Source organism: Ruegeria sp. F5, from assembly GCF_056533845.1.
Map to the genome: position 1 here is coordinate 57195 of NZ_JBQFOU010000008.1, position 22246 is coordinate 79440.

The following is a 22246-nucleotide window of genomic DNA, read 5'->3' on the forward strand; positions in this document are numbered from 1 at the left end:
GAACAGCCGATGCAACAGGACATAATAGACCGATGGCAGATTCCAACCAGAGCTTTTGGCGCGGCCAGGGACGCAGCAGCTGGATTCGGTTACGCACCCTGATCCTGCTGCGATGGGTGGCCATTATCGGCCAGTTCACCGCCATCACCGTGGCCCAGCAATATTACCATGTGCAGCTTGAACTGGTGCTGTGCTATCTGGTGATCGGTGTTTCTGTCATGGGCAACCTGACCGCCATTCTGCTGTTTCCCCAGAACAAGCGCCTGTCCGAGTTCGAAAACTTCCTGATGGTGCTGTTCGACCTGCTGCAGCTTGCGATTCTTCTGTACCTGACCGGCGGGCTGAACAACCCTTTCGCCTTGCTGCTGCTGGGGCCGGTGACAATCTCGGCCAATGTCATGAGCACCCGGTCCACCCTGATCATCGGCGGTGTCGCGATCATCGTGACCTCATTGCTGGCCGAGTTTCACCTGCCGCTGCGGACCGATATGGGCCTTGTGCTGGATATCCCCGACATCCTGCTGTTCGGAAACTGGGCCGCGATCATCATCGCCATTGTGTTCATCGGCGCGTATTCCCACCGGGTCAGTTCCGAGGTGCAATCGATGTCCGAGGCGCTCTCGGCCACTCATATGGCGCTGGCGCGCGAGCAGAAGCTGACCGATCTGGGTGGCGTCGTCGCCGCCGCCGCGCATGAGCTGGGCACACCGCTGGCGACGATCAAGCTGACCAGTTCCGAACTGATCGAGGAACTGGACGACCGGCCCGACCTGAAAGAGGATGCCGCCCTGATCCGCGAACAGGCCGACCGTTGCCGCGATATCCTGCGCGACATGGGGCGGGCCGGCAAAGACGACCTGCATCTGCGGCAAGCCCCCCTGTCCACGGTTGTTCACGAAGCGGCTGAACCTCATATCGACCGGGGCAAGATGGTCCATTTTGCCGAAGGCCCCGCACAGGACGGTGATGTGCAGCAACCCTCGATCCTGCGCAAGCCCGAGATCATTCACGGGTTGCGCAACCTGATCCAGAACGCGGTGGATTTCGCCCGCGCCAATGTCTGGGTCGAAGCGGAATGGACGCTCGAGCGGATCACCGTCACCATCATGGATGACGGGCGCGGGTATCCGCCGCATCTGATCGGGCGGATCGGCGACCCGTTCGTGCGCCGCAGACGGGCCGAGACCGATCAGCCCACCCGCCCGGAATACGAAGGCATGGGTCTGGGTCTGTTCATCGCCAAAACGCTGCTGGAACGCAGCGGGGCGGAACTGGATTTTGCCAACGGCGCCGACCCTTATCAGAGACTGTCGGACCACCCCGACCGCAAGGGCGCGATCGTCAAGGTCGCGTGGCCGCGCAATCTGATCGACGCTCAGACGGGCGACACTCCGGTACCCTCCGGCCTCAATCAGCAGATCCGGATTTGAATTAAGACGCCGTTAACCAATTGAAGGTCATAGTCCCGTCCAGTCGAAAACAGGCTAGGAGGGTTCTATGGCCGACTGGATCATTCTGGCCACGATCAGCCTGATGTCCTGCGGTCTTGCGGTGCTGTGGCTGATGCCGCGCCCGCACCGGCGCGATGAAAGCTTTGGTCTGCTGACCGCACCTTTATCTGACGATGCGGTTTTCCTGTTTGACCGCGACCGGCTGATCAGCCATTCGGATATCGCGCTGGAAGGGTTTGAAACCGTCGGCAACTGGGATGATCTGCGGCGTCTGCTGCGCCGCGACTTCCCGGCCTTTCCCGAAACCCCCGAAACCGTGCGCGATCAGGGCAGGCTTTTGGTCTCGGCCATCGATTGCACGGTCGAGCGTGAGGTGCTGTGCGAATGGATCGACGGGGTTGTGCGCGTGCGGCTATGCGCGCTGGCCAATCCCACTGCCAACACCCGGCGCGACAGCGACGACCCGACCCGGCTGGCCATGGACCGGGCCCCGTATCCGGTCTGGCTGCTGGATGATGAGGCTCAGGTCCGCTGGTGCAATGCGGCCTATGTCGGTTTGGTCCGGAAAGTGCGGGGTCAGGACGCCGATCTGACGGACCCGCTGTTTCCCGATATCCGCGACGACGCGCGGCTCAGCGAAAAAACCCGCGTCGCGGCCCAGGTTGCGGGCAGCCCTCAAAAGCTCTGGTTCGATCTGACACAGGTTCATCATCAGGGCGGTCGCCTGTTCTACGCCGTCGATATCAACGCCATTGTCGAGGCCGAGACGGCGCAGCGCAAATTTGTCCAGACCATGACCAAGACCTTTGCGCAGCTCTCGATCGGCTTGGCCATTTTCGACCGCAACCGCCAGTTGGCGCTGTTCAACCCGGCCCTGATCGACCTGACCAGCCTGCCCCCCGACTTCCTAAGCTGCCGTCCCAGCCTGTCGGGCTTTTTCGACCGGTTGCGCGATCAGAACATGATGCCCGAGCCCAAGAATTACCGAAGCTGGCGCAATCAGATGAACGACCTGCTGGAAGCGGCGGAAGACGGCAATTATCAGGAAACATGGTCCCTGCCCTCGGGCTCGGTCTATTCGGTCAGCGGCAGGCCGCACCCGGACGGGGCCGTGGCCTTTCTGTTCGAGGATATCACCGCCGAGATCACCCTGACCCGCCGGTTCCGGTCCGAGATGGATCTGATGCAATCCATCCTCGACAAGCTGGCAGACGCGATTGCCGTATTTTCGGACGATGGCTCGCTGGCGCTGACCAACTATGCCTATCAGCAGCTCTGGGGGGACACGGATGAAACCGGGTTCGCGATGGACTCGGTGATCGATGTGACACGGAAATGGCAGGACCACTGCGTCGCCACCCCCATTCTGGGTGAGATTCGGGATTTCGTGGAAATGCGCGAAGACCGCGCGGAATGGTCTGCCGAAATCCGCATGCGCAGCGGGCAGACGCTGGACTGCACGGTGACACCGATGCAGAACGGCGCAACCATCGTGCGGTTTTCCGTCGACGAAAAAACCGGGATCCAACAGGTCCCGGCCTGAACCGGGTTGCAGCCGGTCAGGCGCGGGTACATTGTGGCGCCATGACGACGACGCCCCTGCCGATCACCCTGACTTCACCGGAGGAAACCGCCACCTTTGCGGCCCGGCTTGGGGCCTGCCTGCATCCCGGCGACACGCTGTTGCTAAGGGGCGCAATCGGCAGCGGTAAAACCCATTTCGCCCGCAGCCTGATCCAGTCGCTGATGCCGGTGCCCGAGGATGTGCCGTCACCCACATTCACGCTGGTACAGGCCTATGACATCCCCGCTGGGGAAATCTGGCATTGCGATCTCTACCGCCTGAGCGATGTGGACGAGATCGAGGAGCTGGGCCTGTCCGAGGCGTTTGACACCGCCCTGTGCCTTGTGGAATGGCCCGACAAGCTGGGCCCGCTGACGCCTGCCACCGCACTGACGCTGGATTTCGCAACTGACCCCGAAGCCATGGACACCCGCCATCTGACCCTGTCCTGGTCGGACCCGAAATGGGCCAAAAAGCTGGAGACTTCTTCATGACACATCGGTCAGCTCTGGCCGAGGCTCTGATCGCGCAAACGCAATGGGCCAATGCCACGCGCGCGCCGCTGGCCGGGGATGCCTCGAACCGGCGGTATGAACGGCTGACCGATCCGGCCACCGACCGGACCGCCGTTTTGATGGACGCCCCGCCGGACAGGGGCGAGGACGTGCGGCCCTTCGTGCGCGTCGCGAATTACCTGCGCAAGATCGGCCTGAGCGCGCCGGAAATCTACGCAGAAGACCCTAACAAAGGCTTTTTGCTGCTTGAAGACCTGGGCGACGACCTGTTCGCCCGTGTCCTTCAGCGCCACCCGGACAAAGAGCGCACGCTTTATGAAGCCGCGACAGACGTGCTGCTGCATCTGCACGATGCGCCCTCGCTGTCCCTGCCCTCATACGACCCGGCGCTGATGACCGAACTTGCCGGGCTGGCCTTTACCAAATATGCGCGCGGCATCCTCGGGCAGTATGATGAAGACGTGCTGGAGCGGTTCGGGAACCGGTTTTCCGATGTTCTGCACCGGGAAACATCCGGTGCGAAAGTGGTGATCCAACGCGATTACCACGCCGAAAACCTGATCTGGCTGCCAGACCGCGACGGCGTTCGGCGCGTTGGACTGCTGGATTTTCAAACCGCCATGCTGGGGCATCCGGCTTATGATCTGATGTCCCTGCTGCAGGATGTTCGCCGCGCGGTTCCGGCCGGGATCGAGATGCAGATGATCAACCGCTATATTGCGGCCTCGGGCATTGACGACCACGCGTTCCGCACCGCCTACAGCGTTCTGGGTGCGCAGCGGAACCTGCGTATCCTTGGCGGTTTCGCGCGGCTGGCGACCGAATACGGCAAGCCGGGCTACGTGGACCTGATCCCGGTCACATGGTCCCACCTGATGCGCGATCTGGAACATCCCGCGCTGGTGCCGGTGGCCGATATGCTGCGCGACACCCTGCCCGAACCGACGCCAGAAAACCTTGTGAAGCTGAGGGCCAAATGACCGCAAAACCCGAAGCCATCATGCTGTTTGCGGCGGGTTTCGGCACCCGCATGGGGGCGCTGACCAAGGACCGCCCCAAACCGCTGATCCCGGTTGCCGGAAAACCGCTGATCGACCACGCGCTGGCGCTGGTCGACGACCTTGCCCCCAAACGCGTAGTTGCCAACCTGCACTATCACGCCGACCAGCTTCAGGCGCATCTGTCGCCAAAGGGTGTTTTGCTGTCGCACGAACAGCCCGAGATACTGGAAACCGGCGGCGGGCTGCGCGCCGCCCTGCCCCTTTTGGGTGCCGACCCGGTGTTTACGCTGAACACCGATGCGATCTGGGCGGGTCCCAACCCTTTGACCTTGCTGCAATATGCATGGGACCCGGCGCGTATGGACGCGCTGTTGATGTGCATTCCCGTGCGCCAAACCATCGGATACACGGGCAGGGGCGATTTCACCGCCGATGCCGAAGGGCGGATCACCCGCGGGCCCGGCCTTGTCTATGGCGGCGTCCAGATTCTGAAGACCGATGGTCTGCGTGACTTTGCCGAACGCGCGTTCTCGTTGAACCTGCTCTGGAACCGGATGCACGACCAGGGCCGCCTGTTTGCCATCGAATATCCCGGTCGCTGGTGCGATGTCGGACGGCCCGAGGGCATCGCATTGGCCGAGGACCTGCTGGCCGATGTTTGAGCCCCAAACCCTGCCACGTGTCTTCGGCGTTCCACCGGGCGCGGACTTTCCCAAAGCGCTGGTGGACGGGCTGCGGCACCGATGCCAAGCCCCGCCCGAGGCGATGGCGCGGGTCCAGTTGGTGGTCAACACCCGCCGCATGGCGCGGCGCGTGCGCGACCTGTTCGATCAGGGCCTGCCTGGCTTGCTGCCGCGCCTCTCGCTGGTTACCGATCTGGGGGAAAGCGTCGATCTGGCGCATATTCCCCCGGCGATCCCGCCGCTGCGGCGCAGGCTGGAACTAACGCAGCTGATCGCGAAACTGCTCGACCAGCAACCGGATCTGGCGGCGCGATCGTCGCTGTTCGACCTGTCCGACAGCCTGGCCGCCCTGATTGATGAAATGCAGGGCGAAGGCGTTCACCCCAGCGCGATCCGGGGCCTTGATGTCAGCGACATGTCCGGCCACTGGGCGCGGGCGCAGGCCTTTATCGGCATCGCCGATCACTTCATCGGCGCCGGCACGCAGGCGATGGACGTGCAAGCCCGCCAGCGGCGCGTGGTGGAAAACCTGATTGCCCGCTGGCAGGCGGCACCCCCCAGCCATCCGGTCATTCTGGCCGGTTCGACCGGATCGCGCGGCACCACATTGATGCTGATGAACGCGGTGGCCCGGTTGCCGCAGGGCGCACTGGTGCTGCCGGGGTATGATTTCGACCAGCCCGAGGATGTGTGGACCCGGCTGGATGAGGCGCTGAGTTCAGAAGATCACCCGCAGTACCGGTTCCGCAAACTGATGCGCGCGCTGGACCTGACCCCGGATCAGATCGTCCGGTGGACTGATGCCCAAGCCCCGTCCCCTGCCCGTAACCGATTGGTTTCACTGGCCTTGCGCCCTGCCCCGATCACCGATGCCTGGATGACCGAAGGCCCGCGCCTGACCGATCTGGCCGAAGCCACCAAAGGCGTGACCCTGGTCGAGGCGCAATCCCCAAGGGCCGAAGCACTGGCCATCGCCCTGCGCCTGCTGCAAGCGGCTGAATCAGGCCAGACCGCTGCGCTGATCACGCCCGACCGAATGCTGACGCGGCAGGTCAGCGCCGCGCTGGATCGCTGGAATATCCTGCCCGATGACAGCGCGGGCCTGCCGCTACAACTGTCTCCACCCGGCCGGTTCCTGCGCCACGTGGCCGGTCTGTTTGCCCGCCGTCTGGATGGCGAGGCGCTGCTGACGCTGCTCAAACACCCGCTCTGCCATGACGGGGCCCAACGCGGCGACCATCTGCTGCACACCCGCGATCTGGAACTGGACCTGCGCCACCACGGCCCGCCCTTTCCCGACAGCGCCAGCCTGACCGCATTTGCGATCCGCAAAGAGGTGCCCGAGGGGTGGGTCAACTGGGTCACCACGCAGTTCTGCGACCAGCAGATTGAAGGGGAACGCCCACTGACCGAATGGGTGGACCGCCTGTTTTCTCTGGCGCAGGCGATATCGTCGGGCAGCACCGGCACCCAAGGAACCCTTTGGGACAAGAACGCGGGCCAGAAAGCGCTGACCGTCATGACCGCGCTGCGCGACGAGGCGCAGCATGGTGGCCCGATGACGGCGCATGATTTTGCCGACCTGCTGGGGGCTCTGCTGGCCGGGGAAGAGGTGCGGGACCGGGACAAGCCACATCCCCACATCATGATCTGGGGCACGCTCGAGGCGCGGGTGCAGGGGGCCGATCTGCTGATCCTCGGCGGGCTGAACGAAGGCAGCTGGCCCGAGGCCGCCACGCCGGACCCCTGGCTGAACCGTCAGATGCGCGATCAGGCCGGCTTGCTGCTGCCCGAGCGGCGCATCGGCTTGTCTGCCCATGACTTCCAGCAGGCCGTCGGCGCGCCCGAGGTCTGGCTGACCCGCGCAACCCGATCCGACGATGCCGAAACCGTGCCGTCGCGCTGGCTGAACCGGATGACCAACCTGTTGCAGGGCTTGCCGGGGCAGGGCGGTCACGACGCCCTGTCCGACATGCGGGCGCGCGGCCAGCAATGGTTGAACTGGTCCGAGACGCTGGAACAGGCCCCTCGGATCACGCCAGCACATCGCCCCTCACCCCGCCCGCCGGTTTCGGCCCGCCCGCGCCGCCTGAGCGTGACCGAGATCAAGCGGCTGATCCGCGATCCTTATGCGATCTACGCCAAACATGTGCTGCGCCTGAAACCGCTGGACCCGCTGGTGCAGGCCCCGGATGCGCTGCTGCGCGGTATCGTCATTCACGAAATCCTTGAACAATTCGTCAAGGACAGCGTGTTGGACACCGCCTTGCTGACCCGCGAGAACTTCCTGAAACGCGCGCAGGAGTTGCTGGACCAGCACGTTGCCTGGCCCACGGCCCGGCAACTTTGGCTGGCGCGGCTCGAGCGGATCGCAGATGACTTCCTGAGCGCCGAGGTCTCTCGCCGCGCCGATGGCGGGCCGGTCGCCTTTGAGGCGGCGATGAAACTGGCGCTGACGCCGCTGGACTTCACCATCGCCGGACGCGCGGACCGGATCGACCGCAACAGCCGCGGCGCGCTGCGGATCATCGACTATAAAACTGGCGCGCCGCCGACCGAAAGCCAGCAGGCAAAATTTGACAAGCAGCTGCTGATCGAAGCGGCCATGGCCGAGCAGGGGGCCATCGACGGGATTGACCCGATGGCGGTGGCCGAAGCGGTCTTTGTCGGCATGGGCGGCAGCTATAAAGAGGTGCCCGCGCCGCTGACCAAAGAACCCACAGACAAGGTGCTGGCCGAGTTGAAAGAGCTGATTTCAGCTTATTTAGAGCCTGATCAAGGCTTTTCCTCCCGCCGGATGCTGCATAAAGACACTGATATCGGCGACTATGATCACCTTGCCCGGTTCGGCGAATGGGACCGCACCGCCGAAACCAGCCCCGAGGATCTGACATGAGCCCGCGCAACGATGCCACCGAACGGCAGGTGCAGGCGGCGCGGCCAGATGCCTCGACCTGGTTGGCGGCCAATGCGGGGTCGGGCAAGACGCGGGTTCTGACCGACCGGGTGGCGCGCTTACTTCTGGGCGGGGTGCAGCCGCAGCACATCCTGTGCCTGACCTACACCAAGGCCGCCGCCAGCGAGATGCAGAACCGGTTGTTCAAACGGCTGGGCGAATGGGCGATGCTGGGGGACGATCCCTTGCAGCAGCAGTTGACCGATCTGGGCGTTGCCGGCGTCATCGACCCCGCGCAACTGGCGCAGGCCCGCACCCTGTTTGCCCGGGCGATTGAGACACCCGGCGGGTTGAAAATCCAGACCATCCATTCATTCTGCGCCGCGCTGCTGCGCCGCTTCCCGCTTGAGGCCGGTGTCAGCCCGCAATTTGCCGAGATGGAAGACCGCGCCGCCGCCCTGCTGCGCGAGGAGATTGTCGAGGATTTTGCCGAAGGTCCGCAGGCCGATTTGATCGAGGATGTCGCGCGGTTCGTCACCGATACAGGGTTCGACAAGCTGACCGCCGCCGTAGCGCAGAAACGAAACCTGTTTGCGCAAGGGTTGCACTGGGCTGACCTGCTGCGCCGTTTTGGCCTGCCCGACGGGTTTGACGAAAGCCGCCTGCTGGAACAGGTCTTTCTGGGGGGTGAGGTCGACCTGGTGCGCTCCATGTTGCCCGCGCTGACTGAAAGCGGGGGCAACAATGCCAAGGCCGCGGCGAAACTAATCGGGTTTGCCGAGGCGCGGGTGGGGCAACTGCCGGTTCTGGAAAGCGTCCTGCTGACCGGCAAAAGCGCCAAGGAACCGTTCACCGCGAAGGTGGGCAGCTTCCCGACCAAAGCGCTGCGCGAAGGGGCGTTGGCCGACCGGATGCCTCAGCTTGACGCGCTGATGCTGCGGGTCGAAGCCGCGCGGGAACAGCGTCTGGCCCTGGTCGCGGCGCAGAAAACTGCCGTGCTGCATCGCTTTGCCGCCGCCTTCCTGCCGGAATACGAACGGCGCAAACAGCTGCGGGGCTGGCTGGATTTCGACGACCTGATCCTGCGCGCGCGGCAGGTGCTGAACGATCCGGCAGCGGCGGAATGGGTGCTCTACCGGCTCGACGGTGGCATCGACCACATTCTGGTGGATGAGGCACAGGATACCAGCCCCGACCAATGGGATGTGGTCGAAAAACTGGCGCAGGAATTCACCAGCGGCGAGGGCGCCCGGTCGGGCGTCGAGCGCACGATCTTTGTGGTCGGTGACAAGAAACAGTCGATCTATTCCTTTCAGGGCGCCGACCCGCAGGCGTTCGACTGGATGCAGGCTGAGTTTGGGCGGAAACTGGCAGAATCAGGCTCTAAATTGGAGAGTTTGGAGCTTGAGTATTCCTTCCGCTCGTCCAGCGCGATCCTCTCCTTGGTCAATATTCTGTTCGAACATCATGCCGAAGCCGGGTTTCAGGACAAGGCATTGCACCAAGCCTTCAAGACCAACCTGCCGGGGCGCGTCGATCTGTGGCCGGTCGTGGAAAAGGTCGAAGAGGATGAGGATGCCGACTGGACCGATCCCGTCGACCGGCCCGGCGCGCGCCATCACACTGTGATTCTGGCCGAGCAGGTGGCATGCTCGATCAAGGCGATGATCGACCGGGGTGAAACCATTCCCAAGGATGGCGAAACGCCCGGTACGTTCGTGCGCCGCAAGGTGCAGCCGGGGGATTTTCTGATCCTCGTCCAGCGCCGCTCCGACCTGTTTGCCGAAATCATCCGCGCCTGCAAGGCCGCTGGCCTGCCCATCGCCGGGGCGGACCGTCTGAAGGTGGGGGCGGAACTGGCGGTGAAAGACCTTGCCGCGCTGCTCAGCTTTCTGGCCACGCCCGAAGACAGCCTGTCATTGGCAACCGTGCTGAAATCGCCCCTGTTCGGGTGGGGTGAGCAAGCCCTGTTCGATCTGGCCCATCGGCGGCAAGAAAGATTCCTCTGGGCCGCGTTGCGCACCCGCGCGGATGACTTCCCCGAAACGCTAGAGGTTCTGAACGATCTGCGCGGCCAGATCGACTTTCTGCGCCCTTATGACCTGATCGAACGCATCCTGACCCGCCATGACGGGCGGCGAAAGCTGCTGGGGCGTCTGGGGGCCGAGGCCGAGGATGGAATCAACGCGCTGCTGTCGCAGGCTTTGGCTTATGAACGCACGGATATCCCAAGCCTGACCGGCTTTCTGGTCTGGATGCAGACCGACGATCTGGAAATCAAGCGGCAGATGAGCGGCGTCGGCAATATGATCCGGGTGATGACCGTACATGGTTCAAAAGGGCTGGAAGCGCCCATCGTGATCCTGCCGGACACCGGAAAACGCCAGCCCCCGCGCGACGCCGAGATCATGACCACCGATGGCACACCGCTGTGGAAGGTTCCCGCCGACGCGTCGCCGCAGCTTGTCGCGCAAGCGCGGGACGAGGCGCGCCGCCGCGAGGAAAATGAGCGGCTGCGACTGCTCTATGTGGCTCTAACACGGGCGGAAAAGTGGCTGATCGTGGCGGCCGCGGGGGATGTCGGCAAGGACGGGAACAGCTGGTACCAGATGGTCGAAGCGGCGATGGAGCAGGCCGGGGCGACGCAACTGGACGGGTCCGGCACGCGCAGGCTGGCGCATGGGAACTGGGATGCGTTGCCCTTGGTCGACCCGGCACAACCGGTGCCTTCGGGCGACCCGTTGCCGGACCTGTTCCATCAGCCCGCGCCGCCCGCGCCCGAGGCGGCAGAAACGCTCAGCCCGTCGAATCTAGGCGGGACCAAAGCGCTGCCGGGGGATGCCGGGCAGGATGAGGAGGCCGCCAAGCTGCGTGGAACCCGCCTGCATCTGCTGCTGGAACATTTGCCCGACGCCGCGCAAGACATATGGCCGCAGCTTTGCGCCCGGCTTCTGCCCGATATGCAAAAAACAGACCGGCAAGACCTGTTGGCCGAAGCGGCACAGGTGTTGACCGCCGAGCACCTGAAACCCGTTTTTTCCGGGCAGGCCCTGGCCGAGGTTCCGGTCTCAGCCGACCTGAACGGGCGGCGGATGCATGGGGTGATCGACCGGCTGATCGTGTCGGATACGCAGGTTCAAGTGATTGATTTCAAATCGAACGCGACGGTGCCAGCAACGCCCGAAGCCTGCCCCGAAGGCCTGCTGAGGCAGATGGGGGCCTATGTGCATGCGCTGTCGCAGATCTATCCGGGCAGGGAAATTCGCACCGCGATCCTGTGGACCCGCACGGCGCAGCTTATGTGGCTGCCACACGATCTTGTGACGGATGCCCTGTCGCGCACCCAGATATCTTGACCTCCCCCCAAAGGCTACCTACTTTCACTGCCCAAGCGCATTCCATTCAGGAGACATAATATGTCGACCGTAGCCGTCACTGACGAAACCTTTGACGCCGAAGTTAAGAACTCGGACGTTCCCGTTGTTGTGGATTTCTGGGCCGAATGGTGCGGACCCTGTAAGCAGATCGGTCCCGCACTGGAAGAACTGGCCTCGGAATATGGCGGCAAGGTGAAAATCGCCAAGGTTGATGTGGACAGCAACCCCAACGCCGCCGCCGCCATGGGCGTACGCGGCATCCCGGCGCTGTTCATCTTCAAGGATGGTCAGGTGGTGTCGAACCGCGCGGGCGCAGCCCCGAAGGCCGCTTTGCAGAGCTGGATCGACGAATCGATCTGATCCGAACGGATCGAAAGGTTCAAAGGGCGCCCGGATCGGGCGCCTTTTTTCATTCCGGTCCGGGTAAATTGACAGCGCCGCGCTATTCGATCCGCCAGCTGACCGAAATACCGCTGCCGTCCCGATGGGCGAAGGTGACGGTATCGCCGTCGATCGAAACCGCCTGACAATCATGGGGCAGGGGCACATCGTCGATGACGATATCCCGGCAGTAATGCCCGTCTTTCCACTGCCAGGACCCGCTGATGTCGCCCGCCTCGGGGCCTTGGCCCTCGACCACGCCGTCCTTGAGGATCCTCACCCAGGCGTTTTCCTGAACCAGCTTCTTGCCCGCCACCAGGTCCAGAAACCTGGTTTTGCTCTTAATTTCCTCGGCCGAGGCCGATGTCATTGCAAAGCAAGACACCACCGCCATCGACATAAGTTGCAAGGTCTTCATCGCAGCAATCCTTTTTTTGGATGTCGCAGATTACCATTCCGATCTTAATTGAGTTTGGCGAAATAGAAACATGCGCCGTCTGCCCGCAGGCTTCGCTACGACAATGCCCGGTGGAACGCGCCTGAGAACTTTGGGACTTTCCTTTCGCCGCGACTCATGCTCGGTTTCGCAGGACGGATGACAGGAGGGGACATGACCAAGACACGCGTATTGGTAGAATTCGGCATGGGCACATCCCTGCGGCGGATGGACTATACCGAGGCGGCGCGGCGGGCGATCAAGGATGCGCTGTGGCACAACTCGGTCAATATAGCCGAACTGTTCGGATTTCCCAAAGAGGCGATGATCATCGACGCCGAAATTGGCGTGCAGCAGCCGGATCAGGTGGATGTGGCGGCGCTGGAATCGATCTTCCCCTATGGGCAGCCGAACATAATGGTCACGCAGGGCGGGCTGGATATCGACAAGCCGGATGACAGGGGCCGCACGGTCATTGCCAACGCGGCGGTCATCGCCTCATTCGACATGGAGCCGGCGCAATGAGCGAGAAACGTATCATTCTTGAGATGGGCACGGGCAATGACCTGTACGGGCAGGACTATACCAAAGCCGCCCGCCGCGCGGTGCAGGACGCGCTGCATCATTCCTCGATCACATTGTTCTCTGCGCTGGGGATCGACCATATGGACATGCGGGTCCAGGTGACAATCGGCGTGCAGCATCCCGAGGCGGTGGATTGCGATCTGGTCGCCGCCGATCTGCCGCGGGGCCGGGCCGAGGTGCGCGCGGTCAAAGGCGGGCTGGATGTCGTCGATGACGCAGCAGGCACGCGCCACGTGGTGGCAACCGCCGCGGTCGAGGCATTTGTGCCGGATCAGACCGGCAAGTTCGTGCTGCGCTGAAAAAGAAAAAGCCGCTCGGGGTTCCGGGCGGCTGTTTCGGGTCAGTGATCCGGGGTCAGATCAGATATTGGCGATGTCCGCGCGGACCAGACCGATATCTTCCAGCTGTGCGTCGCTGAGTTCCGACAGCAGATTGCGGGTTTTGCGGGCTTCGTTCCAGTCGGCGATTTTGCCGATGGTTGCCTTGATCGCGTCCACTACGTGCAGGATGGTAGCTGCTCCGAGCGGCGCATGGATGTTTGCAGTAGTTGCCATGTGCGCAGTCCTTTTGAATGAAACAGCCGACCCGGTGTCGGTTGTGAGGCTGATGTAGGACCAATGGCCGAAACCTACAATTGCTGCTTCAACAGCCCCGAATTGCGTTCCGTGCATATCTTTTGGGCAGTTTTAGAACGGGTTGCGCCGATCCCGCGCCCGGCCCATATATAACGCCGACAGATACGGAGGCCCCTATGGCAGACAGCGACTTTCCCGGTTGGCACGGCACAACGATCATTGGCGTCAAAAAGGGCGGGAAGGTCGTCATTGCCGGCGACGGACAGGTCAGCCTGGGCCAGACCGTGATCAAGGGCACCGCCCGCAAGGTGCGCCGCCTGTCGCCCGGCGGGTTTGAGGTTGTGGCAGGCTTTGCCGGATCGACCGCCGACGCCTTTACCCTGCTGGAACGGCTGGAGGCCAAGCTTGAGGCCACACCGGGGCAATTGGCCCGCGCCTCGGTCGAGCTGGCCAAGGACTGGCGCACCGACAAATATCTGCAAAAGCTCGAAGCGATGCTGATCGTCACCGATGGCAAGGACCTGCTGGTGATCACCGGCGCCGGGGATGTGCTTGAGCCGGAACATAACGTGGCGGCCATCGGCTCGGGCGGCAATTTCGCACTCGCCGCCGCGCGGGCGATGATGGATGGCGACAAACCCGCCGAACAGGTCGCGCGCGAGGCGATGGCGATTGCCGCTGACATCTGCGTCTATACCAACGGCAATCTGACGGTTGAGAGTATTTAAGACGTTCTGCGTTTAACTCAGAAAAGTGCATCGAAATGCGCGTTTGACCGAAGGGTGAGGCAGCGTATTTCGGTTCAAATCAAATGCAAAACTGTCTCAGGCTAGCAGCGCCTTGATCTCTTTGCCTTTCCAGCGCAGGTGCATTCCGATCAGACCCATGATCGCGGTTAGAATCACGATGTAATAGGGCAGGCGGATGTCGATGCTCATCAATCCGCCGCCGATCAGGGACATGATGCCGCCCGCAAGGCAGAACACCGCCGTGGTGACGCCCATGACCCAGCCCTGATCCGTCTCGCTGACCGAGGACGAGAACAGGCCCAACAGGGTCGGGTAGGACACACCGAAGAAGAAGTAGAAGAAGAACACCGGCACATAGCTGATCACGCCGCTGGGGCTGAAGGCAAAGCCAAAACCGCAGATCACCATCACTACCAGCGAGGTGTAGATGATCTGGTGTTTGCTGAACTTCTCTTGCGCGGGTTTCACAAGGAAGGTGCTGGAAAAGGCCAGCGCAAAGCCAATGACGACCATCGCCATGCTGCCGCCGATCACGCCATAGCCCCATGCGCTGGTCAGGAAATTGTCGACAAAGACGTAGAAGGTGACATTGGCAATCATGAACAGCGCATAGACGGGCAGAATTTTCAGAACCATCGGATGCCCGCGCACGGCAATCAGGCTGTCGGTGATGTCACGGGGACGAAAGACAAAAGGCGCACGCTCGGTCCGTGTGTCTTTGAAGAACGTGGTGACGAGGAAGATGGCGATCAGGACCAGAACAAAAGCGCCGTAGAACGGCGTTTTCAGCGTCGCAAACCCGCCCAGCAGCGCAGAATCGGACAGGACGGCTCCGATGATGGGTCCGCCGACCAAACCGAAACTGACGCCGGTGACGATATAGCCCATGTTGCGGTCACGGTCGGCGGCATCGGTGCTGCCATCGATCATCGCCGCCTGCGCGATGGGCTGGTTGCCAGCGGTGAACCCGGTGATCGACCGGCCTATGATCAGCAGCAGCAGGCTGTTCATGTAAAGCGCCGCGATGGTCAGGGCATAGCCCGCCAAAGCGCCGCCCAGACAGATCAGAAGGGCGTTTTTCCGGCCGATGGAATCCGACACTTTCGAGACGTAGACCACCCCCAGAAACCAGGACAGGAAAAAGCACCCGATCACCAGCCCGTAGTAGAAATGACGACGCCCCATCGGGGTGCTGTCCGGCAGGAACCCGGATTTCGTCTCCATGATCAACGAGTTGATGATGGGAAAGACCAGCCCCTGTCCGATCAGGTCGACAAACACCACGAACAGCAAGGTGATCTTGGCAATCTTGGTCATAAAAACGCCCCCGGTTCCAATGCCTTGGGGCAAGTGTAACAGACTGCTGCCCTGTTACCTAACGGCGTGTCAGAGGCCGGAAAACCCGGCCCCTGACCAATTCGATTACTTCAGCGACGCAACGCCCAGCGGCACGCCGGCGACCTCGCACCAGATGTAAACCTCGTTATAGCCGGACACATCCATGGTCGGCGGCACGGCGTAGGATTGCTTGCCCGTCAGGTGCAGCAACGCGCCCAGTTTGCTGTCGGGGGCGTATTTTCCATCCTTGCCGAAGGCCACGCGCGGATCGGGGCCGTTGTCCAGCGAGAAATCCTCGCCCAGTTCGACGATATAGCGGTCGCCATCCTTGACCAGATTCACCGAACCGGTGGTGATGTGGTTCGAGCGACCCTCGAACGAGCCTTTCTTTTTGGCGCCACCAGCCACGGCAGTTGTCGTGCCTGCCAGGGTCAGGGCCACGCCTGTGGCTGCGGCTTTTGCAAAAAGCGAACGACGAGTCATCATGATGAGGTATCTCCATAAATTGATGCGGACTGGGTGCCCGTCGCAAAAAGTTATGCCGCAGGTGCTGCGGGGATGGCGATTCACAACACCACGAAAACCCGTGTGCGATCCGTGAGTTATCGTGATCTTTCCGTGATCGGCTTGTGTTTTCGCGCCGTATGATTAGGTTCCGCTGCGAAACAGACGGATAGAACGCATATGACCGACCTGACCCCGCGCGAGATTGTCTCGGAACTGGATCGCTTTATCATCGGGCAGAAAGACGCCAAGCGCGCCGTAGCCGTGGCCCTGCGCAACCGCTGGCGGCGCAAGCAGTTGCCCGACGATATCCGGGATGAGGTGTATCCCAAGAACATCCTGATGATCGGCCCCACCGGTGTCGGCAAGACCGAGATCAGCCGCCGTCTGGCGAAACTGGCCCGCGCGCCCTTTATCAAGGTCGAGGCCACCAAGTTCACCGAGGTCGGCTATGTCGGCCGTGACGTGGAGCAGATCGTGCGCGATCTGGCCGACGCCGCCATCCTGCAGACCCGCGAGTTCATGCGCGAGGATGTGAAAGCCCGCGCCCATCAGGCCGCCGAGGATCGGGTGATTGCTGCCATCGCAGGCGAGGACGCCCGCGAAGGCACGCGCGAGATGTTTCGCAAGAAGCTGAAAGCCGGGGAACTGGACGATACCGAGATTGAACTGGAACTGTCCGATACCTCGAACCCGATGCCGATGTTTGACGTGCCCGGGCAGCCGGGCAGCCAGATGGGGATGATGAATCTGGGCGATATCTTCGGCAAGGCGTTCGGCGGACGCACCGTCAAGAAACGCATGACCGTCGCCGACAGCTATGAAGCCCTGATCGGGGAAGAGGCCGACAAGCTACTGGATGATGAAACCGTCAACCGGGTGGCGCTGGATTCGGTCGAACAGAACGGCATCGTGTTTCTGGATGAGATCGACAAGGTCTGCGCCCGCCAGGAAGCGCGCGGCGGCGATGTCAGCCGCGAAGGGGTGCAGCGCGACCTGCTGCCGCTGATCGAAGGCACCACCGTCAGCACCAAGCACGGCCCGGTGAAAACCGACCATATCCTGTTTATCGCCTCGGGCGCGTTCCACATCGCCAAACCCTCGGACCTGTTGCCGGAATTGCAGGGCCGCCTGCCGATCCGGGTCGAGCTGCGGGCGCTGACCGAAGAGGATTTCGTGCGCATCCTGACCGAAACCGACAACGCGCTGACCCTGCAATACACCGCGCTGATGGGCACCGAAGAGGTCACGGTCAGCTTCACCGAGGATGGTATCGCCGCACTGGCCAAGATCGCGGCGGATGTGAACCAAAACGTCGAGAATATCGGTGCCCGGCGGCTTTACACCGTGATGGAACGGGTGTTCGAGGAGCTTTCCTTTACCGCCCCCGATCAGGCCGGGGCGCAGATCACGGTGAATGCGCAGTTTGTCGACGACAATCTGGGCGAGCTGACCAAATCCGCGGATCTCAGCCGCTACGTTCTGTAGGCCCGAAAACCTGCCGATTGTGCACTCTGACCTGCAATGTCCGACTGGACGCGGGGTCAAAATGCGATAGCGTAGCCGCGAACCGTTTCGGGAACCCGCCGTGCTGCGCTATCTGATCCTTCTGCTTGCGTCCCTGTGCCTGTCCGCCTGCGTGGACCGGTCCGTGACCGAGACCGTGCCCTCGGCGCTGACCATCGGCACGCCGGAAACCGTGTTCGCGACCACCACCCGCGCCCGTGAAGCCGACGGGACATATGGGTTCCGGCGCGGCGACAGGCTGCAGTTTCTGGAAACCACCGTTTCGGTCCCGCCGACCCATACGCCGGGGACGTTGAAGTTTTCCTATGCCAATCCCAACCCGAAGAAAGAGTTCGTGCTGGCGGGCGTGACCGAATTCAGCGGGCCACAGGATTTCAGGGCCCGTCTGCGCGGGACCGAGGAAGTGACCATCTTTGTGCACGGCTACAACTCGACCCAGACCGAAACCCTGTTCCGCGCCGCGCAACTGACCCATGACATCGGCATTCCGGGTTCGATCCTGGTCTATTCCTGGCCCAGCCGCGCGACGGGCTATGGCTATGCTTACGATCTGGACAGCATGCTGTTTGCCCGCGACGGGCTGGAACAAACCATACGTGAGTTGAAATCCATGGGCGTTCGCCGGGTCCTGCTGGTGGCGCATTCCATGGGCAGCGCCTTGTCGATGGAGATGATGCGGCAGGCGGAACTTGCCGAACCGGGCTGGGCCAAACGAAATCTGGAAGGCGTGGTGCTGATATCGCCCGATCTGGATATCGACCTGTTCCGCTCGCAAATGGCGCGGATCGACAACCCGCCTGATCCGTTCATCGTGATGGTGTCGCAGAAAGACAAGATTCTGAACATCTCGGGCCGGTTGCGCGGCACCGCCGACAGCGAGAGGTTGGGCAATATCAGTTCCATTGATGAACTGGCCGAATTTCCGATCAGCGTGATCGACACGACCGCGTTCAGCGGCGATGCGGGATCGTCGCATTTCGTCGCAGCGACCTCTCCGGCGCTGCTGGCGATCCTCAGTTCGGTGCGCCGGGTCAGCAACACGTTCGGCCCGGATGACCGGCCCGGCATCGACATTCTGGTACCGCCGAGCCAGCGCAACCCCGACGGGGCCACCGAAATCGTTCTGACCGGGACAGGGCAGGCAGAGGTCAGCACCCCGTGACGCAGTTCAGCCTGCGCCGGTATCTGGCCCGGAATGCAAGCTGGCTGAGCGCGGGGGTTCTGCTGACCTTCCTGTCAAGCTTTGGGCAAACCTTTTTCATCTCGGTCTTCGCCGGTGAAATCCGCGCCGAATTCGGGCTGAGCCACGGCGTATGGGGCGGGCTCTATACGCTGGGCACCACCGCCGCCGCGATTGTGATGATCTGGGCGGGCGGGCTGACCGATATCTTCCGCGTCCGCGTTCTGGGCCCGGCGGTGTTGTCCGGGCTGGTGCTGGCCGCACTGGCCATGGCCCTGAACACATGGCTGATCCTGCTGCCGCTGGTGATCTTCCTGCTGCGCCTGTTCGGGCAGGGGATGAGCACCCATCTGGCGCAGGTCGCCATGGCCCGCTGGTTCACCGCAACACGCGGCAAGGCGCTTTCCATCGCTTCGGCCGGGTACGCGGTGGGCGAGGCTTTGTTGCCGCTGACCTTCGTCGCCCTGATGACGCTGCTGGACTGGCGCTGGCTGTGGGTTCTGGCGGCGGCCATCACCTTGCTGGGCATTCCTGTGCTGATGCGTCTGCTGCGTCAGGAACGGACGCCACAGGCCCTGTCGGACGCGCTTTCCGCCACGGGCATGCAAAACCGCCATTGGAGCCGCCGCGACGCCCTGCATAACCCGCTGTTCTGGTTCATGGCCCCGGCGGTTCTGGGACCGTCGGCCTTTATCACCGCGTTCTTCTTTCATCAGGTGCATCTGGCCGAGGTCAAAGGCTGGCAACATCTCCAACTGGTCGCCCTGTTTCCGGTCTTTACCGGCGTCTCGCTGCTGTCGATGTTCGCCGCCGGCTGGGCGCTGGATAAATGGGGCACGGCGCGGATGATGCCGTTTTACCAGCTTCCCATCGCGCTTGGCTTTGTCATCCTCGGAACCACAGGCTCGATCAGCGGGGCGCTGCTGGGGCTGGTGTTTCTGGGTCTGACCGTGGGGGCCAACAGCACCTTGCCAAGCGCCTTTTGGGCGGAATTCTACGGCACCCGCCACATTGGCGCGATCAAGGCAATGGCAACGGCGGTCATGGTGCTAGGCTCGGCCATCGGGCCGGGGCTGACCGGATTCCTGATCGATCGGGGCGTGTCGCTGGACACCCAGTTTCTGTGCATCGGAGGCTTTTTCGTGATGGTCTGTGCCCTGATTTGGACCGGCGTCTCCCGCGCCCTGCGCGCGTTTTAGCGGGTGCGCCGCAGATAGACGTAATAGGCCCCGTCGCCGCCATGGCTGATATGGGCGGGCGCGACCTGCATCACCGCCTGCACCAAAGGCGGGATCGACAACCAGTGCGGCACCTGATTGCGCAGCACCCCGCGGGGGGTTGGGATCGGGCCGGGCTCATCCCGGTCTTTGCCCTTGCCGGTGATCACCAGAACCAGCCGCTTGCCCTGCGCCTGCGCTGTCAGAATGAACCGGATCAAGGCGGGATGCGCGTTGTCCATCCGCATGCCATGCAGGTCCAGCTTGCCCTCGGGCTTGAGCTTGCCGCGTTTCATCCGGCCAAACGCCTTGGTGTCCATCTGCACCGGCATCGACCGCAGCGTATCCGTGACCGAGGGTTTCAGACTGTTGCCGCCGGGTTTCCCGGTCCCGGCCTGCCCAAGCTCAAACGCCTCGATCCGCGTTTTGGGCAGTTTTCTGGGCTTGGGTTTGGGCAGCGAGATCGGGTGGACCGTCTGCGGGATTTCGGGATGCAGCCGCTCGGTCTGTTTGGCGACCTTGCGCCACAGATCGATCTCATCACTGGTCAGTTTGCGCCGGCTCATCAGAACTCATCCGGCAACAGGGCATAGGCGCGCTGGATCGGCAGCAGGATCACCATCCTGCCCGGGTCCTTGAGTTTTCCGGCGGCCTCTCCGGCCTCATCTCCGGTACCGAAAAAGATATCGGCGCGCTGCGCGCCCTTGATGGCAGCCCCGGTGTCCTGCGCGATCATCAACCGGCGCAGCGGGGATTTACCGTCCTTTTCCACCCAGACCGGCGCGCCCAGCGGTGTAAAGGCCGGGTCGGCGGCAATACTGCGCATCGTGGTGACGGATCGGTTCATGGCCCCCAGCGGCCCAAGTTCCGGGGCAACCCGCGTCACCTCGCGAAAGAACACATAGGACGGGTTGTGAAACAGCAGTTCCGCCCCCGCCTCGGGGTTCTTACGCACCCAGGACCGGATCATCTGCGCGCTGACCTGATGCGCGCCCAGCGCGCCCTGCCGGATCAGTTCCGCACCGATTGAGCGATAGGGATGCCCGTTGGCCCCGCCATAGCCGACCCGCATGCCGGTGCCATCGGGCAGGCGGATGCGGCCCGAGCCCTGAATTTGCAGAAAGAACAGCTCGACCGGATCATCGACCCAGGCGATTTCCAAACCCCGACCCTGCATCGCGTCACCGGTCAGAATTTCCCTCCTGCTCAGCCATATGTCCGAAGCGCGCGCCTCGGGCGGCATTTTGTAGAGCGGGTATTTGAAACGCTCCGTGCGGGTTCTGGACCCGTCCAGTTCTGGCTCGAAATAGCCGGTGAACAGCGCATCTTTGCCGTCTTCGACCAGCACAGGGCGGAAGAACAGTTCAAAGAACGACCGCGCCGCGTCCGGCTCATAGGTCCGGGCCACGCCGCACAGCGCACGCCAGTCCGGGTTATCCAGATCGCCGCAGGTGTTCAGAAAAACCGAAAGGGCCGCGCCGTGATCATCCCCGGCCCAGCCCTGCAGGTCATCGAACGACAGAATGGATCGCGTCACCTCGGCTCCGGCGGCGCTGGAGGTGGTCATGACGCCCACCAGAAAAAGCGACCGGAGCGCGGCAATCATGCGTCCGTGGCAACAAGCAGCCAGTTCGGATCGTCCTTGCCCATGACACGGGCAAAGGTCCAGCTGTCCTTTTGGCGTTTGACGGTGTTGGGGTTGCCTTCGATGATGTCGCCGCCGCGATCCCGCACAACCGAGGTCAGTTCGCCGACGAAGCGCATGGTGATCTCGGCCTCGTTGCTGTCCTTGTCGAACCGCACATCGGACAGGGCGGTTTCGCGCACGCCGATGAATTCGGCTTCGATCGTCAGGCCCTTGTCTTCGCGGTCGGCCACGACGGATACGAATGTGTCAAACACCTCTTCCGACAGGAAGGGTTGGATTTCGTCAAGGTTGCCCTTTTCAAAGCCCATCACGATCATTTCATAAGCGTCGCGCGCGCCCTGCACAAATTCGCTGACCGAGAATCCGGGCTCGACCCGTTTCATCGCCGCAAGCGTCTGCGCCTGTTCGCTGTCCTCGGGGACATGGTCGGTGATGTCGTGATCCGGGCCGCCCTCGATCACTTCGAAATCGCGCCGCGCAGAGCTGGTATCGGGCTGTTGCGGCAGAGGCGGTTTTTCGAACCCCTCGCGCGTGCCCAATACGCTTTTCAGGCGCAGGATCAGGAAAACAGCTATGCCAAGAAGCACCAAAAGCTGGATCATGGGTGAGTTCATTTCAT

Annotated in this window: 21 protein-coding genes; 14 read left to right on the forward strand and 7 right to left on the reverse strand. The window is 62.6% G+C overall.

Translation table 11 applies throughout. From position 1 onward, the window contains the following. Window positions 1-32: 32 nt before the first annotated feature. From regB to trxA, 8 genes are all read left to right on the forward strand, one after another. Window positions 33-1430 carry a sensor histidine kinase RegB gene (regB, locus tag ACR0K1_RS13740; RefSeq protein ID WP_480611828.1) on the forward strand — a complete coding sequence of 466 codons (1398 nt, stop codon included), beginning with the start codon at window positions 33-35 and terminating at the stop codon, window positions 1428-1430. A 67-nt stretch (window positions 1431-1497) separates the two neighbouring features. Further along, on the forward strand, window positions 1498-2994 hold the full coding sequence (locus ACR0K1_RS13745; protein ID WP_480851074.1) for a PAS-domain containing protein: 1497 nt from the start codon (window positions 1498-1500) through the stop codon (window positions 2992-2994). A gap of 41 nt (window positions 2995-3035) precedes the next feature. Beyond that, a complete protein-coding gene (gene tsaE / locus ACR0K1_RS13750; RefSeq protein ID WP_480611830.1) occupies window positions 3036-3509 on the forward strand; it encodes a tRNA (adenosine(37)-N6)-threonylcarbamoyltransferase complex ATPase subunit type 1 TsaE in 474 nt (157 codons plus the stop codon). Beyond that, window positions 3506-4510, forward strand: a complete 1005-nt coding sequence (locus ACR0K1_RS13755; protein WP_480851075.1) for an aminoglycoside phosphotransferase family protein — start codon at window positions 3506-3508, stop codon at window positions 4508-4510. Before tsaE ends, ACR0K1_RS13755 begins: the two co-directional genes overlap by 4 nt. Beyond that, entirely contained in the window at window positions 4507-5193 is a 687-nt protein-coding gene (locus ACR0K1_RS13760; RefSeq protein ID WP_480611832.1) for a nucleotidyltransferase family protein, read from the forward strand. The genes ACR0K1_RS13755 and ACR0K1_RS13760 overlap by 4 nt, the downstream gene beginning before the upstream one ends. Beyond that, a complete protein-coding gene (gene addB, locus ACR0K1_RS13765) occupies window positions 5186-8110 on the forward strand; it encodes a double-strand break repair protein AddB (RefSeq protein ID WP_480851076.1) in 2925 nt (974 codons plus the stop codon). Before ACR0K1_RS13760 ends, addB begins: the two co-directional genes overlap by 8 nt. Then, window positions 8107-11466, forward strand: a complete 3360-nt coding sequence (addA, locus tag ACR0K1_RS13770; protein ID WP_480851077.1) for a double-strand break repair helicase AddA — start codon at window positions 8107-8109, stop codon at window positions 11464-11466. Before addB ends, addA begins: the two co-directional genes overlap by 4 nt. A 60-nt stretch (window positions 11467-11526) precedes the next feature. Continuing rightward, complete coding sequence (gene trxA / locus ACR0K1_RS13775) at window positions 11527-11847, forward strand: thioredoxin (RefSeq protein WP_480611835.1); 321 nt, start codon at window positions 11527-11529, stop codon at window positions 11845-11847. Between the two features lie 82 nt (window positions 11848-11929). Here the strand turns inward: trxA and ACR0K1_RS13780 are convergent, their stop codons facing one another. Continuing rightward, window positions 11930-12286: a hypothetical protein gene (locus tag ACR0K1_RS13780; protein ID WP_480851078.1), complete on the reverse strand. Its 357-nt coding sequence runs from the start codon at window positions 12284-12286 to the stop codon at window positions 11930-11932. Window positions 12287-12478: 192 nt separating this feature from the next. Between ACR0K1_RS13780 and ACR0K1_RS13785 the strand changes: the two genes are divergently transcribed. Together ACR0K1_RS13785 and ACR0K1_RS13790 are read left to right on the forward strand one after the other, a co-directional pair. Beyond that, window positions 12479-12829: a Lin0512 family protein gene (locus ACR0K1_RS13785; protein ID WP_480851079.1), complete on the forward strand. Its 351-nt coding sequence runs from the start codon at window positions 12479-12481 to the stop codon at window positions 12827-12829. After that, entirely contained in the window at window positions 12826-13188 is a 363-nt protein-coding gene (locus tag ACR0K1_RS13790) for a Lin0512 family protein (RefSeq protein WP_480851080.1), read from the forward strand. Before ACR0K1_RS13785 ends, ACR0K1_RS13790 begins: the two co-directional genes overlap by 4 nt. 60 nt (window positions 13189-13248) lie before the next feature. Here ACR0K1_RS13790 and ACR0K1_RS13795 read toward each other — a convergent pair whose 3' ends face one another. Next, the gene (locus ACR0K1_RS13795) at window positions 13249-13443 is read right to left on the reverse strand and encodes a DUF1127 domain-containing protein (RefSeq protein WP_480611839.1); all 195 of its coding nucleotides are present in this window, start codon (window positions 13441-13443) and stop codon (window positions 13249-13251) included. Window positions 13444-13640: 197 nt separating this feature from the next. Here ACR0K1_RS13795 and hslV point away from each other — a divergent pair, with 197 nt between their 5' ends. After that, window positions 13641-14192, forward strand: a complete 552-nt coding sequence (hslV, locus tag ACR0K1_RS13800) for an ATP-dependent protease subunit HslV (RefSeq protein WP_480851081.1) — start codon at window positions 13641-13643, stop codon at window positions 14190-14192. Window positions 14193-14288: 96 nt separating this feature from the next. Here the strand turns inward: hslV and ACR0K1_RS13805 are convergent, their stop codons facing one another. Further along, a complete protein-coding gene (locus ACR0K1_RS13805; protein WP_480851082.1) occupies window positions 14289-15530 on the reverse strand; it encodes an MFS transporter in 1242 nt (413 codons plus the stop codon). 105 nt (window positions 15531-15635) lie between these two features. Beyond that, on the reverse strand, window positions 15636-16037 hold the full coding sequence (locus ACR0K1_RS13810; RefSeq protein ID WP_480851083.1) for a DM13 domain-containing protein: 402 nt from the start codon (window positions 16035-16037) through the stop codon (window positions 15636-15638). Window positions 16038-16235: 198 nt separating this feature from the next. Here ACR0K1_RS13810 and hslU point away from each other — a divergent pair, with 198 nt between their 5' ends. The 3 genes from hslU to ACR0K1_RS13825 all read left to right on the forward strand — a co-directional run bounded on the left by hslU (window position 16236) and on the right by ACR0K1_RS13825 (window position 19961). Continuing rightward, the gene (hslU, locus tag ACR0K1_RS13815) at window positions 16236-17543 is read left to right on the forward strand and encodes an ATP-dependent protease ATPase subunit HslU (protein ID WP_480611843.1); all 1308 of its coding nucleotides are present in this window, start codon (window positions 16236-16238) and stop codon (window positions 17541-17543) included. Between the two features lie 100 nt (window positions 17544-17643). After that, window positions 17644-18744 (forward strand): alpha/beta hydrolase, encoded by a 1101-nt coding sequence (locus ACR0K1_RS13820; protein ID WP_480611844.1) that lies wholly within the window; start codon window positions 17644-17646, stop codon window positions 18742-18744. Then, window positions 18741-19961, forward strand: a complete 1221-nt coding sequence (locus tag ACR0K1_RS13825) for an MFS transporter (protein ID WP_480611845.1) — start codon at window positions 18741-18743, stop codon at window positions 19959-19961. The genes ACR0K1_RS13820 and ACR0K1_RS13825 overlap by 4 nt, the downstream gene beginning before the upstream one ends. On the opposite strand, the gene ACR0K1_RS13830 is transcribed toward ACR0K1_RS13825, so the two are convergent. From ACR0K1_RS13830 to ACR0K1_RS13840, 3 genes are read right to left on the reverse strand one after another with little or no spacing between them, the layout of a single operon-like run. Then, complete coding sequence (locus ACR0K1_RS13830; RefSeq protein ID WP_480611846.1) at window positions 19958-20545, reverse strand: Smr/MutS family protein; 588 nt, start codon at window positions 20543-20545, stop codon at window positions 19958-19960. The two genes, ACR0K1_RS13825 and ACR0K1_RS13830, sit on opposite strands and share 4 nt — an antisense overlap. After that, window positions 20545-21585, reverse strand: a complete 1041-nt coding sequence (gene mltA / locus ACR0K1_RS13835; protein ID WP_480611847.1) for a murein transglycosylase A — start codon at window positions 21583-21585, stop codon at window positions 20545-20547. The genes ACR0K1_RS13830 and mltA overlap by 1 nt, the downstream gene beginning before the upstream one ends. Next, window positions 21582-22241 carry a Tim44/TimA family putative adaptor protein gene (locus ACR0K1_RS13840; protein ID WP_480851084.1) on the reverse strand — a complete coding sequence of 220 codons (660 nt, stop codon included), beginning with the start codon at window positions 22239-22241 and terminating at the stop codon, window positions 21582-21584. The genes mltA and ACR0K1_RS13840 overlap by 4 nt, the downstream gene beginning before the upstream one ends. Between the last annotated feature and the right edge of the window lie 5 nt (window positions 22242-22246).

Excerpts from the sequence above, each read along its gene's own strand:
- regB (WP_480611828.1), top strand. The coding sequence starts at position 33 with ATGGCAGATTCCAACCAGAGCTTTTGGCGCGGCCAGGGACGCAGCAGC.
- ACR0K1_RS13745 (WP_480851074.1), top strand. The coding sequence starts at position 1,498 with ATGGCCGACTGGATCATTCTGGCCACGATCAGCCTGATGTCCTGCGGT.
- tsaE (WP_480611830.1), top strand. The coding sequence starts at position 3,036 with ATGACGACGACGCCCCTGCCGATCACCCTGACTTCACCGGAGGAAACC.
- ACR0K1_RS13755 (WP_480851075.1), top strand. The coding sequence starts at position 3,506 with ATGACACATCGGTCAGCTCTGGCCGAGGCTCTGATCGCGCAAACGCAA.
- ACR0K1_RS13760 (WP_480611832.1), top strand. The coding sequence starts at position 4,507 with ATGACCGCAAAACCCGAAGCCATCATGCTGTTTGCGGCGGGTTTCGGC.
- addB (WP_480851076.1), top strand. The coding sequence starts at position 5,186 with ATGTTTGAGCCCCAAACCCTGCCACGTGTCTTCGGCGTTCCACCGGGC.
- addA (WP_480851077.1), top strand. The coding sequence starts at position 8,107 with ATGAGCCCGCGCAACGATGCCACCGAACGGCAGGTGCAGGCGGCGCGG.
- trxA (WP_480611835.1), top strand. The coding sequence starts at position 11,527 with ATGTCGACCGTAGCCGTCACTGACGAAACCTTTGACGCCGAAGTTAAG.
- ACR0K1_RS13780 (WP_480851078.1), bottom strand. The coding sequence starts at position 12,286 with ATGAAGACCTTGCAACTTATGTCGATGGCGGTGGTGTCTTGCTTTGCA.
- ACR0K1_RS13785 (WP_480851079.1), top strand. The coding sequence starts at position 12,479 with ATGACCAAGACACGCGTATTGGTAGAATTCGGCATGGGCACATCCCTG.
- ACR0K1_RS13790 (WP_480851080.1), top strand. The coding sequence starts at position 12,826 with ATGAGCGAGAAACGTATCATTCTTGAGATGGGCACGGGCAATGACCTG.
- ACR0K1_RS13795 (WP_480611839.1), bottom strand. The coding sequence starts at position 13,443 with ATGGCAACTACTGCAAACATCCATGCGCCGCTCGGAGCAGCTACCATC.
- hslV (WP_480851081.1), top strand. The coding sequence starts at position 13,641 with ATGGCAGACAGCGACTTTCCCGGTTGGCACGGCACAACGATCATTGGC.
- ACR0K1_RS13805 (WP_480851082.1), bottom strand. The coding sequence starts at position 15,530 with ATGACCAAGATTGCCAAGATCACCTTGCTGTTCGTGGTGTTTGTCGAC.
- ACR0K1_RS13810 (WP_480851083.1), bottom strand. The coding sequence starts at position 16,037 with ATGATGACTCGTCGTTCGCTTTTTGCAAAAGCCGCAGCCACAGGCGTG.
- hslU (WP_480611843.1), top strand. The coding sequence starts at position 16,236 with ATGACCGACCTGACCCCGCGCGAGATTGTCTCGGAACTGGATCGCTTT.
- ACR0K1_RS13830 (WP_480611846.1), bottom strand. The coding sequence starts at position 20,545 with ATGAGCCGGCGCAAACTGACCAGTGATGAGATCGATCTGTGGCGCAAG.
- mltA (WP_480611847.1), bottom strand. The coding sequence starts at position 21,585 with ATGATTGCCGCGCTCCGGTCGCTTTTTCTGGTGGGCGTCATGACCACC.
- ACR0K1_RS13840 (WP_480851084.1), bottom strand. The coding sequence starts at position 22,241 with ATGAACTCACCCATGATCCAGCTTTTGGTGCTTCTTGGCATAGCTGTT.